At 66.8% G+C, this 12,575-nt stretch carries 12 protein-coding genes; 6 read left to right on the plus strand and 6 right to left on the minus strand.

Features of this window, described 5'->3' with window-relative positions; genetic code table 11:
* Window positions 1–11: 11 nt before the first annotated feature.
* From CXY77_RS09780 to CXY77_RS09795, 4 genes are all read right to left on the minus strand, one after another.
* Window positions 12–965: a respiratory chain complex I subunit 1 family protein gene (locus CXY77_RS09780; RefSeq protein WP_104130002.1), complete on the minus strand. Its 954-nt coding sequence runs from the start codon at window positions 963–965 to the stop codon at window positions 12–14.
* A complete protein-coding gene (locus CXY77_RS09785) occupies window positions 962–2,980 on the minus strand; it encodes a proton-conducting transporter membrane subunit (protein ID WP_104130003.1) in 2,019 nt (672 codons plus the stop codon). The genes CXY77_RS09780 and CXY77_RS09785 overlap by 4 nt, the downstream gene beginning before the upstream one ends.
* Window positions 2,977–3,462, minus strand: coding sequence for an NADH-quinone oxidoreductase subunit B family protein (locus tag CXY77_RS09790; protein WP_092340995.1), 486 nt, complete (start codon window positions 3,460–3,462; stop codon window positions 2,977–2,979). The genes CXY77_RS09785 and CXY77_RS09790 overlap by 4 nt, the downstream gene beginning before the upstream one ends.
* A gap of 186 nt (window positions 3,463–3,648) precedes the next feature.
* Window positions 3,649–4,110: an Lrp/AsnC family transcriptional regulator gene (locus tag CXY77_RS09795; RefSeq protein WP_092340996.1), complete on the minus strand. Its 462-nt coding sequence runs from the start codon at window positions 4,108–4,110 to the stop codon at window positions 3,649–3,651.
* Between the two features lie 131 nt (window positions 4,111–4,241).
* Between CXY77_RS09795 and pdhA the strand changes: the two genes are divergently transcribed.
* The 4 genes from pdhA to CXY77_RS09815 all read left to right on the plus strand — a co-directional run bounded on the left by pdhA (window position 4,242) and on the right by CXY77_RS09815 (window position 8,663).
* Window positions 4,242–5,354: a pyruvate dehydrogenase (acetyl-transferring) E1 component subunit alpha gene (pdhA, locus tag CXY77_RS09800; protein ID WP_092340997.1), complete on the plus strand. Its 1,113-nt coding sequence runs from the start codon at window positions 4,242–4,244 to the stop codon at window positions 5,352–5,354.
* 89 nt (window positions 5,355–5,443) lie between these two features.
* Window positions 5,444–6,403, plus strand: a complete 960-nt coding sequence (locus tag CXY77_RS09805) for an alpha-ketoacid dehydrogenase subunit beta (RefSeq protein WP_233197341.1) — start codon at window positions 5,444–5,446, stop codon at window positions 6,401–6,403.
* Entirely contained in the window at window positions 6,400–7,806 is a 1,407-nt protein-coding gene (locus CXY77_RS09810; protein ID WP_104130005.1) for a dihydrolipoamide acetyltransferase family protein, read from the plus strand. Before CXY77_RS09805 ends, CXY77_RS09810 begins: the two co-directional genes overlap by 4 nt.
* Window positions 7,807–8,000: 194 nt before the next feature.
* The gene (locus CXY77_RS09815) at window positions 8,001–8,663 is read left to right on the plus strand and encodes a 4a-hydroxytetrahydrobiopterin dehydratase (RefSeq protein WP_104088813.1); all 663 of its coding nucleotides are present in this window, start codon (window positions 8,001–8,003) and stop codon (window positions 8,661–8,663) included.
* Window positions 8,664–8,666: 3 nt separating this feature from the next.
* Here the strand turns inward: CXY77_RS09815 and CXY77_RS09820 are convergent, their stop codons facing one another.
* Window positions 8,667–9,566 carry a LysR family transcriptional regulator ArgP gene (locus CXY77_RS09820; RefSeq protein WP_104130006.1) on the minus strand — a complete coding sequence of 300 codons (900 nt, stop codon included), beginning with the start codon at window positions 9,564–9,566 and terminating at the stop codon, window positions 8,667–8,669.
* A gap of 69 nt (window positions 9,567–9,635) precedes the next feature.
* On the opposite strand from CXY77_RS09820, the gene CXY77_RS09825 reads away from it, so the two are divergent.
* Window positions 9,636–10,259, plus strand: a complete 624-nt coding sequence (locus CXY77_RS09825; RefSeq protein ID WP_104088816.1) for a LysE/ArgO family amino acid transporter — start codon at window positions 9,636–9,638, stop codon at window positions 10,257–10,259.
* Here CXY77_RS09825 and CXY77_RS09830 read toward each other — a convergent pair.
* On the minus strand, window positions 10,256–10,852 hold the full coding sequence (locus tag CXY77_RS09830; RefSeq protein ID WP_092341005.1) for a TetR/AcrR family transcriptional regulator: 597 nt from the start codon (window positions 10,850–10,852) through the stop codon (window positions 10,256–10,258). The two genes, CXY77_RS09825 and CXY77_RS09830, sit on opposite strands and share 4 nt — an antisense overlap.
* Before the next feature lie 113 nt (window positions 10,853–10,965).
* On the opposite strand from CXY77_RS09830, the gene CXY77_RS09835 reads away from it, so the two are divergent.
* The gene (locus CXY77_RS09835; RefSeq protein ID WP_104130007.1) at window positions 10,966–12,573 is read left to right on the plus strand and encodes a carboxyl transferase domain-containing protein; all 1,608 of its coding nucleotides are present in this window, start codon (window positions 10,966–10,968) and stop codon (window positions 12,571–12,573) included.
* Window positions 12,574–12,575: the final 2 nt, after the last annotated feature.

Here is a 12,575-nt window from a genome sequence, read left to right on the forward strand (position 1 = left end):
ACGGATGCTCCTCAGGCGACCAGGTAGGAGGCGGTGACGGCCAGGAAGGCGAGGGCAAAGGAACCCGCGAGAAGCTCGGGGACCTGGAACAGGCGCACCTTGGCCAAAAAGATCTCGCCGACACTGAGCAGAACACCGAGCACGAGCACTTTCACGGCGATGCTGACCACGCCGATCGCGAGGCCCAGAGCGCTGAAATCGGTGACGACACCCCACGGCACGACCAGGTTGCTGACCAAGCCGAGCAGGGCGGCCAGTTTCAGCCAGGAACCGACCTCGAGCCAGGCCAGGTCGCGGCCGCTCGCTTCGAGGGTCATTGCCTCGTGCAGCATAGTCAGTTCGAGGTGGGTGCCCGGATTATCGACGGGCAGCCGAGCTGTTTCAGCCATAATCGCAATCGACAATGCCACGAGCGCCAACACACTGACGGGCGAGATGATCACCTCGGGGGAGAACAGCCGGGTCTCGACGATCGCCGAGATTGTGCTGGTTCCGGCCGGAATCGACAGAGCGTAGACCGAGAGCAACAGGGTGGGTTCGACCAGGGCCGCGACGGTCATATGTCGGCTGGATCCCATGCCGCCGAAGGCCGTACCACCGTCGAGTCCGACGAGAGCGAGCGCGACCACGCCGATGAGCATGACCGAGACGATCACGAACAGGTCGCTCGGAATGGACGGGAACGGTATGGTCCCCACGAGCGGCAGCAGCACGCAGAGCAGCAGGCTGGAGACCATCAGAGCGACCGGGCCTGCCTGGAGCATCCAGCTGCTGCCTTCGGCACGCACCGGATTCTTCGCGAGCAGTTTGCGCACGTCGCGCCAGGGCTGCCAGATTCCGGCACCGGCTCGACCTTCGATGGTGGCCCGCACCTGGCGGATCACGCCCATGAGGAGCGGGGCGAGGAAGACGAACAGCAGGACCTGCACGAAAGCGATGATGATGGCGCTGACGACGGCGTTCATAGCGAGACCACAATCAGCACGATCAGCAGAGCAACGAAAGAATAGGACAGATAGCGGTGGATGCTGCCGTTGGCCACATGCCGTACGACGATGCCGTAACGCTGGAACAGGTTGAGTACCGGCCGATACAGCCGGGTTTCAATCACGTCGGAGACGTGTTGTTCGACCCGTACTTTTTCCACCAGATAGCGCGACTCAGCCACGTGGGTGACCTGCACATCACGGGACGGCTTGAGCACGTCGTCGAAGACCCGCACCAGTGGTTCGGCGTAGGACGTCGCCGTGTACTGCATGCGCGGCCGCGCCCGGGAACCGCCGCCACCCCAGGGCAGGTCGACGGTGCGATGCGGATGCCGCCGGGCCGACACGACGATCGACACGACCACCGGGATGGCGACGATGGCGGAGAGCACGACGAGCATGATCGGGTCCAGTACCGCCCCGATACCGGGTAGCGACACCCCGCCCAGACCGACCGACTGCACTGCGGCGGTGGGGTTCGAGCTGACCGTGTTCGCCACGAGCGCGGCGATCGGCCCGGGGAGCAGCCCGAGAGCGAGCACGGAGAGGGCGCCGAGCGCGAGGGAGAGCTGCATGAGCGGCGGCACCTCGCGGGCATTTGCTGCTGGGGCGCTGCGGGGGCGGGCCAGGAAGGCAATGCCGTAGGCCTTGACGAAGGTGAGCAGGGCCAGGCCCGCGGTGAGGGCGATCACGGCGACGGCCAGGGGCATGGCGACGGATGCCGCGACCGAGACGACCGCCCCGCCCTGACGACCACCGTGGATGAGTGACTGCAGCAGCATCCACTCGGCGACGAAGCCGCTGGTGATCGGAATGGCGGCGGCGCCGAGGCTCGCGATGCCGAACGCGGCGGCGGTGACCGGCATGCGGGCGCCGAGTCCGCCGAGGCGGTCCAGGTTGCGCTCGCCGGTGGCGTGGATGATGGCGCCGGCGCCGAGGAACAGCGTGGATTTGAACGCGGCGTGGCTGACGGCGAGGAGCAGGGCGGCGACGAGCGCGGCATCTGCTGCTGCGGTGGCGTCGTAGCCGCGCAGCAGCATACTCGCCCCGAGGCCGAGAAAGACCAGGCCCATGTTCTCAGTGGTCGAGTAGGCGAGCAACACCTTGAGGTCACTCGACACGGACGCCTGCAGAATGCCGTAAAGAGCGGATGCGCCTCCGACCAGCATGATCGCGATTCCCCACCAGGCCGGACCGTCGGGGAGTAGCCGTACGCAGACCAGCAGGCCGCCGTACACGCCGATCTTGACCATGGCCCCGCTCATCGCGGCCGAGACGTGGCTGGGAGCTTCGGGCAGCACCCGGGGGACCCAGACGTGCAGCGGCACCAGTTCGGCCTTGCCGCCGAAACCGAGTAGGAACAGCACGAAGGCCACGTTCGCCGCCCACGAGCCGGGTTCGATCGCCTGCAGGTTGGTGAAGCTGGTTCCGCCCGACGCGGCAGCGAGCACGGCGAATCCGGCCAGAATGAAGAAGAAGCTCAACTGGGACATGGCCGAGTACCAGATGCCGGCCGAGGCGACGGTGGCGCGGCTGGCATGGTCGGCGAGCAGCAGCACGGTGGAGCCGAGGGTCATGATCTCCCAGGCCAGCAGGAACGACACCGAGTCGGTCGCGGCCGGTACCAGCTGCATTCCCACGAGGAATACCGGCATCGCCACCCAGGCGGTGCGGCTGGCGTCGGGGCCGCGGGTGGAACTCATCGAGTAGAGCGACACGAGAATGCCGACGCCGGAAACCACGAGCATGAACAGGCCGCCGAGGCGGTCGGGAGCCAGCAGTAGCGGGTCCATTGGCAGGGCGATCGGAATGAGCAGGCCGCCGGTGGCGCCGAGCAGGGCGCCGAGGCCGGTCACAAAGCCGGTGACGGCGATGAGGGTACAGAGGATGCCGCCCGCCCGTGACCGCAGGGACGGTGCCGCCAGAAGGGCGCTCGTGACGGCCAGCGCGCCGAGGCCCAGTTGCAGGAGGAGCCCAGCTCCGATGCCGGTCATCGGCCGGTCATCCGGCGGAGGGCCTGCACGATTTCGGTCGGTTCCGGCGGACTGCCTGGTACCTCGATATCGACGTGCACGAAGTCGGACACCGGACCCATGATGCCGTAGCCGTCGCGGAAGGCACCGCCGTGCAGGGCACAGTCGCCGACCGCGATCACAAACCGGGGGGTCGGGGTGGCCTCAATCGTCCGACGTAGCGGCTCCGCCATATTGCGGGTGACACTGCCGACGATGAGTAGGACGTCGGCGTGCCGCGGTGAGGGCACGAGGCGCACGCCGTAGCGTTCCACGTCGTAGACCGGGCCGAAGGCTGCGGACACTTCGAGCGCACAGTCGTTGCAGCCGCCGGCGTTGATGAACCGCACCTGCACGCTGCCACCGAACACTTCAGCTCCCGCCAACAGTGGCGGGGCGGGCGGGGCCGGTTCGGCGATGCGTGAGCCGTTACGAATAAGGGTGGCCAATCGCAGGAAGCTCATACGAGTCCCCGGTGTGCATGCATGTTCACGAAGCTGGTGCCTTCTGTGGGGAGCGCGAAAGTCGAAGGTGTTGGGCAGGCGACGGATTCTGCGGTGCGTCTGGTTGAGTGAAAGACTACCAGCGCGAATAACTTCATTACTTCTTTATATAACTATATGAAGAAATTAGCAAATAGATCCCGACGACTAGCCACGGTCGAGCAGCGGGGTGAGGCGATACGGGATGACCTCGCCCATGGCCAGCGAGGTCTCCGTGCGTTCGACACCCTCGCAGGCGAGGATCGTGCCGTCGATGCGAAACAGGTCGGCGGCATCCGTGCAGACGACCCGTACCAGCAGGTCGGTCTGCCCGCTCATGCCGTGCGCCTGCACGATTTCGGGGATCAGCGCGAGGTCGATCACGATCTGCGCGAGCCTTTTCTGCTGCACGTGCACCTCGATGAATGCGGTCAGCGGGTAGCCGAGGGCGGCCGGATTGATCCGGCGATCGAAGCCGAGAAAGGCGCCAGAGTCTTCCAATCGCTTCATGCGCGCCTGCACGGTGTTGCGGGAGAGGCCCAGGGTGTCGGCGAGCGCGACGAAGGTGCTGCGCGGGTCGGCGGAGAGCGCTTGGAGTAGCTTCGTGTCGGTCTTGTCAAGGCTGTACATAGTGCAAAACATTAACACGGTCTGGCGAGCCTGAATAGGGCACTCTGCTCACTATTTTTCACAGTGGTTGTGCTCCCTGTCGGGTCGACATAGGCTCACGTCAACTTTAGCAATGACGCTCGGAGCGACCCATGATTGATTTCTCCCCCCAGCTGGTGCAGCTTCTCTCGATTGACGGCGAGCGGATGCCCCGGCCCGACTTCGACCCGTGGGTCGACGATCTCGACGGGTTGGCCCTTCTGGCGCTCTACCGCGACATGGTCGTGGTGCGCCGCATCGACACCGAGGCGACCGCCCTGCAACGCCAGGGCGAGCTCGGCCTGTGGCCGCCGCTGCTCGGCCAGGAAGCCGCGCAGGTCGGCTCCGCTCGCGCCCTGCGCAGCGACGACTTCATCTTTCCGAGCTACCGCGAGAACGCGGTCGCCTACTGTCGCGGCGTGAACCTCACCGACATCGTCAAGGTCTGGCGCGGCAACGCCCAGTCCGGCTGGGACCCGTACACCGTCCAGATGGCCACCCCGAACATCATCATCGGCGCGCAGACCCTGCACGCCACCGGCTGGGCCCTCGGCGCCCAGCGCGACGAAACAGATGCCGTGGCCATCACCTACTTCGGTGACGGCGCCACGAGCCAGGGGGACGTTAACGAGGCCATGGTCTTCGCGGCGAGTTTCCAGGCCCCGGTCGTCTTCTTCTGCCAGAACAACCAGTGGGCCATCTCCGAACCGGTCGGGGTACAGGCTCACCGCAACATCGCCGATCGCGCGCCGGGTTTCGGCATCCCGAGCCTGCGCATCGACGGCAACGACGTGATCGCGGTCATGGCCGCGACCCGAATCGCACTCGACCGGGCCCGCACCGGCGGCGGCCCCACCTTCATCGAAGCGGTCACCTACCGCATGGGACCGCACACCACAGCGGATGACCCCACCCGCTACCGAGACCCGGCCGAACTGGCCGAGTGGAAGACCCGCGACCCGTTGCTGCGCCTGCACCGGTTGCTGACGAAGCTCGGTGAAATCACCCCCGAGGTTGAAGCGGCCACCCAGGCGATCGCCGATGCCGCGGCCGCCGAGTTGCGCGCCGGCTGCATCGGCATGCCGGACCCCGAGCCGCTCAGCGTATTCGACCATGTCTACTCCACTCCCAACGCCACCCTGGAGCGCCAGCGCGCCGAGTATGCCGGGTATCTCACGAGCTTTGGAACACAATTCGATATTGCTGAACAAAATGGAACGGTGTGATGACCATGACCACCCTGACGACCCCCACCACCTTGCCCGGCCTTGATGCCCCGAAGCCAGTCCCGTTGACCGAGACCAAGACCCTCACCATGGGCAAGGCCATCAACGAGGGCCTGCGCCAGGCCATGCTCGACGACCCCAAGGTGGTGCTCCTCGGCGAGGACATCGGCGCCCTCGGCGGTGTCTTCCGGGTCACGAGCGACCTGCTCGCCCAGTTCGGCGCTCGCCGGGTCATTGACACACCGCTCGCCGAATCGGCAATCATCGGCACCGCAGTCGGCCTGGCCTACCGTGGCTACCGCCCGGTCTGCGAGATTCAGTTCGACGGCTTCATCTTTCCCGGCTTCGACCAGATCGTCAGCCAGGTCGCGAAGTTCCACTACCGCACCCAGGGAGCCGTGCGCATGCCGATCACCATCCGGGTGCCATTCGGCGGCGGAATCGGAGCGGCCGAACACCACTCCGAATCACCCGAGGCCTACTTCACCCACACCTCCGGACTGCGCGTGATCGCCGTCTCCAATGCCCAAGACGCCTACAGCCTCATTCGCCAGGCCATCGCCAGCGACGACCCGGTGCTCTACTTCGAACCCAAGCGTCGCTACCACGTGAAGGGTGAGGTCGTGCCGGAGCTCGGCGCCCCGATGGAGCAAGCCGTCATCGTGACTCCGGGAACGGATGTCACGCTCCTCACCTACGGCGCGCTCGTGTCCACCGCGAAGGACGCGGCGCTGGCCGCGGGCGACGAGGGAATCTCGATCGAGGTCATCGACCTGCGGTCGCTGTCACCGGTGGACTATGCGGTGGTGGAGGCATCCGTTCGAAAGACCGGGCGTGTGGTGGTGACCCATGAGGCAGCCCAGTCGGGTGGACTCGGCGGGGAGATCATCGCGACCATCACCGAACGCTGCTTCAGCTACCTGGAGGCCGCCCCGGTGCGGGTGACCGGCTTCGACGTGCCCTACCCGCCAGCCAAGCTGGAGAGCCACTATCTGCCCGACCTCGACCGCATTCTCGACGGTGTCGACCGGGTCATGGGGCGTCGATGATCAAGGTATTCAAACTGCCCGACCTCGGTGAGGGTCTCACCGAGAGTGAGATTGTGGCCTGGCTCGTAGCTCCGGGCGACGAGGTCACGCTCAACCAGCACATCGCTGACGTGGAAACCGCCAAGGCCGTGGTCGAACTGCCGAGCCCGTTCGCTGGAGTGGTCAGCGTGCTGCACCAGCCGGCCGGTGTGGTCGTGCACGTCGGCGAACCCATTGTCAGCTTCGACATCGGCGGCGGGGCCGAACCGACTTCTACGGCACCAACGGATACCACGGCTGGCGCCGCCGCTCCGGCTGAGCAGCGCGAGGCCAACCTGGTCGGCTATGGCCCCGCCGTCGAGCGCGGCGGCCACCCCCAGCGTCGGGCCCGCGCGGGTGGCGCGGAATCGGTGCCCGCTCCCGCAACTTCGACGACCGCCGCGCCGGTGCCCGCGGTGACGCCGGCCGCAGTATCCACCGACCAGCCCGCCGAGGCACCCGTCCCGGTACCACTTGCCGAACGCCCGCGCTCGACGCCGCCGGTGCGGGCCCTGGCCCGCGACCTCGGTATCGACCTCACTACGGTGACCGGAACCGGAAAAGACGGTCTGATCACTCGGGACGACGTTCGCGCCCACATCACCGAATCCGTGCCGACTCCCGCCGTGCACGGGGAGCCTGTATCGCCCACAGCGGCACCGGCCACGAGCCGCGGCGACGACGTGCGCGAGACCCGCTCGCCGATCAAGAGCCTGCGCAAGCTCACCGCGGCAGCGATGGTGCAGAGCGCGTTCACCGCGCCGCACGTGACCGAGTTCCTCACCATCGACGTCACACCGACCGTCGAACTGCTCGATTCCCTGCGCACCGACCGGCAGTTCGAAGGCGCCGGCATCGGGATCCTCACCGTGGTGGCCAAAGCGCTCTGCCTCGCCGTCGGGCGCACCCCCTCGGTGAACACCCGCTGGGACGAGCCGGCCGGTGAGATCGTGCAGTTCCACCACGTGAACCTCGGCATCGCTGCCGCAACCCCGCGTGGGCTGCTCGTGCCGAACATCGTCGATGCTGACCGGCTCGACCTGCGTGGCCTGGCTGCCGCGCTCGCCGAACTCACCACGGCGGCCAGGTCCGGCACCACCACCCCGGCGGCGCTGTCCGGCGGCACGATCACCATCACCAATATCGGAGTGTTCGGCATCGATGCCGGCACGCCCATCCTGAACCCTGGCGAGGCGGCGATTCTGGCGATGGGCGCCATCCGTTCTCGGCCGTGGGAGTATCGCGGCGAGGTCGCACTGCGCAAGGTGCTCACGCTCAGCCTGTCGTTCGACCACCGACTGGTCGACGGCGAGCAGGGTTCCCGCTTTCTCGCCGACATCGGTACGATCCTGGCCGACCCGGCCCGCGTGCTGACCATGGTCTAACCCTGGCCGATCCGCTCCCTCCCCTGCACTAGTCGCCTTTACCCACTCTGGTGCGCATAACTCCTGCAATTTGTTAGCCCGCCCAAAGAGTTCCGCGGAATTCCGGGGCATCCGAGTTTTGGCTCTGCAAATTGCAGGAGTTATGCACCAGACGGGCAGTTGACCGGGGTGCGGCGGCGGAGCAGAGTGGAGGCATGAACGCTCAACGTGCACTCCTAGCCCCCTTCACGACGAAGAAGCAGCTGACGGGCACAGCTTTCGTGCACCTCGACGGATGCCTGCACGCCGTTTTCCGCACCAAGGACTTCGTCTCTGCCCTGGAACTGGTCAACCGGGTCGGCGACGTGGCCGAGCAGATGAACCACCACCCCGACGTACGCCTGGGTTACGGCACCGTCTCACTCACCCTCACCTCGCACGACGCCGGGGGAGTCACCGCGCGTGACCTCGAGCTCGCCGCCCGCGTGCAGCAGATCGCCGACACCCTCGGTGCCACCTCGCGTCCCGCGCAGCCGACGCGCTATGACATCGCGATCGACTGCACCGACGCGGATGCCGTGCGCCCATTCTGGCGCGCTGGCCTCGGCTACACCGAGGTGGCCGGCGACGACGGCATCGAACTCGTGGACCCGCGCGGCCTCGCCCCCAAGGTCTGGTTTCAGCACATGGAGATCGCCCGCACCGACCGCAACCGCATCCATCTCGACGTCTACGTGCCAAGTAACGACGCCGAGGAACGGGTCGCGGCCGTGCTTGAAGTCGGCGGCGTGCTGCTCACCGACGAGCACGCACCCGACTGGTGGGTGCTCGTCGACGTCGAGGGCAACGAGCTCTGCGTCTGCACCGCCGCCTTCTGACGCTTAGAACGGCCGAAGGGTCGTCCGGGCTTCGGCTCGCACGGCCGTCGAGACGGCATCCAGCAGGGGCGAAGAGAGGTTCCACCGCTGCCAGAACAGGGGAACATCGACCGCCGACTTGGGGGCCAGATCGACCAGACGACCATCGGCGATCTCGACAGCGCACTGCTGTTCGGGCAGCATGCCCCAGCCGAAGCCCAGCAGAATAGCCCGCACGAAGTCGTTCGACGTCGGAATGTAGTGGATCGGCCCGCTGCTGCCACTGTCGGCATGGTCGCGCAGAAACGATTCCTGCAGGTCATCGTTGCGCTCGAAGGCGACGACGGGTGCGCGGGGAAGGGCGATCAGGCCGCCATGTGTCGGCAGCCAGCGCTCGATGAACATGGGCGTCGCGACGGCGTGATAGCGCATCTGACCGAGCGGCTCGGTGATGCACCCCTGCACGGCCTCCCGCGTGGAGGTCACTGCTGCCATGACCGTCCCGGCGCGCAGTAGTCTCGTCGTGTGTTCCTGGTCTTCCCGGTGCAGGTCGAAGGCCACACCGAGGGTCTCTCCGAGTCCGGCGAGGGCATCGAGAAACCAGGTGGCGAGGCTGTCCGCATTCACCGCGAGCGACACAGGAAACGCCCGACCGTCGGACCTGCCCTCGTGCAGCTGGCGCACGGTGTCGGCCTCGAGCAGTTCCACCTGGCGCGCGTAGCGCAGCAGCACGTCGCCGGCGTCGGTGAGCCGGACCGGGGTCGTGCGCTGCACGAGCACCCGCCCGCTCGTCTGCTCCATCGCCTTGACGCGCTGCGACACCGCGGAGGGGGTCACGTGCAGCCGGGCAGCGGCCGCCTCAAACGACCCCTCGCTCACGAGCGCGAGCAGAGTCGCAAGCTGTTCGAGCGTAAATCGTTGCATTAGACCAGCTTATCCAGCCTAAGAAACAATAGCTGTACTGAATTATCGCGAGCGCCTAGCGTTACACCAGTGACCTCAACTTTTCTGCCAGTCCTGCTCGGCCTCGCCACCGGGCTCTCCCTCATCATCGCGATCGGATCGCAGAATGCATTCGTGTTGCGACTCGGCATCGAGGGGCACAACCGGGTCATCGTTCCCGTCGTCGCGATCTGCGCGGTGTCGGACGCCGTGCTCATCCTGGCCGGCGTGCTCGGGCTCGGGGTAGTCGTCGCCGCAGCGCCGGTGGCGATCATCGTGATCCGCGTGCTCGGCTCTGCCTTCCTCATAATCTACGGGCTCGTCGCGGCTCGTCGGGCAATTCGCCCTGGTGCACTCGTCGTCTCGGGGGTCGTGGCCACGACCGGCATGCGGGTCGCGGTCGTGAGCGTGCTGGCCCTCACCTGGCTGAATCCGCACGTCTACCTCGACACCGTATTGTTCCTCGGCGCTGTCGCCAACCAGCAGGGCGCAACGGAACGCTGGTGGTGGGCGGGAGGCGCCATTGCGGCCAGCTTCGTCTGGTTCTCCGCGCTTGGCTTCGGGGCGCGCCTGCTGCGGCCGATGTTCGCCAAGCCGGCGTCCTGGCGAGTGCTTGATGCGGTCATTGCCGTGGTGATGATCGCCCTCGGTGTGCGCCTCGCGCTCGGGCACTAGCTCCGCAGGCCCAGAGCCGCCAGCGCCATTTCCTCGAGCAGGGCGCGTACGGCCGCCTTCGAGGAGGCGCGGGCGCTGTGTGGTGTTGAGTTCAGCAGTCCGAAGGTTGCGTGGGCTCGAATTCGGAGCAGGGCTTCGTCGTTCGACGGGTGCACGCGCCCCAGCACCTCCACCCACAGTTCCACGTACTCGCGCTGCAGCAGGCGCACCCGGTGCCGGTCCGCCTCGGCGAGGCTGTCGAGGTCGCGATCCTGCACCCGGATCACATCGGGGTTGGAGAGGGCGAAGCGCACGTGAAAGCGCACCAGTTCGGGCAGGGCGGCCGCGGCATTCGTTGTTTCGGTCACGACAGTGTGGCCGCCGGCCACGAGATCCTCACTTACATCGATGAGGAGGGCGGCGAGAACGGCCTGCTTGCCGCTGAAATGACGGTAGACCGCCGGTCCGCTCACCCCGACGGCCGCACCGAGGTCCTCGATCGAGACGCCGTTGAAGCCCGAGCGGGCGAACAGGGTTGCCGCAGCGCCGAGCAGGGCGTCCCTGCGGTCGGCCTTGGCCTGGCTGCGCGGCGTCGTTTCGGTCGGTGTGCTCATGCGAGCCTTTCAACTAGACATTTCAGTTAATCATGACTAACCTGAATTTCAGTTAGTAAACACTAACTGTAGTTGATGCCGGGCGCTCCGGCCCCACAAACGGAAAGATGTCGATGGAGACACTCGCGAGCCAGCTCGACTCCTCCGCTCAGGCCTTTGCGACCAATGACGCCGCCCAGCGGCAGCTAGTGGCCGACCTGAAACAGCGCCTCGCCACGGCGGCCCTTGGCGGTCCGGAGAAGTCCCGGCAGCGGCACCTCGACCGCGGCAAGTTATTGCCCCGCGAGCGCATCGACCAGCTGCTCGACGACGGCAGCCCCTTCCTCGAGATCGCGCCCCTCGCCGCGACCGGCCTCTACAACGACGACAGTCCCGGCGCGGGCGTCATCGCCGGCATCGGCCTCGTGCACGGCCGCTACGTACTCGTGATCTCCAACGACGCCACGGTCAAGGGCGGAACCTACTACCCGATGACGGTGAAAAAGCACCTGCGCGCCCAGGAGATCGCCCTCGAAAACCGACTGCCCTGCATCTATCTCGTCGACTCCGGCGGAGCCTTCCTGCCCCTGCAAGACGAGGTTTTCCCCGACCGCGACCACTTCGGCCGCATCTTCTACAACCAGGCACGGATGTCCGCGGCCAAGATTCCGCAGATCGCCTCGGTCATGGGATCCTGCACCGCCGGCGGCGCCTACGTTCCGGCGATGAGCGACGAGACCGTGATCGTGCGGGGCCAGGGCACCATCTTTCTCGGCGGACCGCCCCTGGTGAAGGCCGCGATCGGCGAGATCGTCACCGCCGAGGAGCTCGGCGGCGGCGAGTTGCACGCCCGCGTCTCCGGCGTCACCGACCACCTCGCCGAGAACGACGAGCACGCCCTGCAGATCGTGCGTGACATCGTCTCGACCCTGCCGCGTTCCCAGGCCCCCGCCTGGGAAGTGATCGCCACCGTCGACCCGGTCGCCGATGAGGGCGAACTCTACGGAGCCGTCCCGGTCGACGTGCAGGGCCAGTACGACGTGCGCGAGGTCATTGCGCGCCTCGTCGACGGCAGCGAATTCCACGAATTCAAGCGCGAATACGCCATCACCCTCGTGACCGGGTTCGCGCACATCCACGGCCACCCGGTGGGCATCGTTGCCAACAACGGCATCCTGTTCGCCGAGTCCGCGCAGAAGGGCGCGCACTTCATCGAACTCTGCGACCAGCGGGGAATTCCGCTCGTTTTCCTGCAGAACATCTCCGGTTTCATGGTGGGCCGAGAGGTCGAGGCCGGCGGCATCGCCAAGCACGGCGCCAAGATGGTCACCGCCGTCGCCACCGCCCGGGTGCCCAAGCTCACCGTCGTGATCGGCGGCTCCTTCGGCGCCGGCAACTACTCCATGTGCGGCCGCGCCTACTCCCCGCGCTTTCTCTGGATGTGGCCGGGCAGCCGCATCTCCGTGATGGGCGGCCCGCAGGCCTCGTCCGTGCTCGCAACCGTCAAGCGTGAGCAGATCGAGGGCGTCGGCGACAGCTGGTCGGCCGAGGCGGAAGCCGCGTTCAAGGATCCGATCCTGACGAAATACGAGACTCAGGGCAGCCCGTACTATTCCACCGCCCGGCTCTGGGACGACGGCGTCATCGACCCAGCTGACACTCGCACGGTACTGGGCCTCGCCCTGTCCGTCTGCGCCACCGCGCCGCTCGGCGAGTCCGCCTTCGGCCTGTTCCGGATGTGAGC

The sequence above is a fragment of the Cryobacterium sp. N21 genome, assembly GCF_002929575.1.
GTDB lineage: Bacteria > Actinomycetota > Actinomycetes > Actinomycetales > Microbacteriaceae > Cryobacterium > Cryobacterium flavum.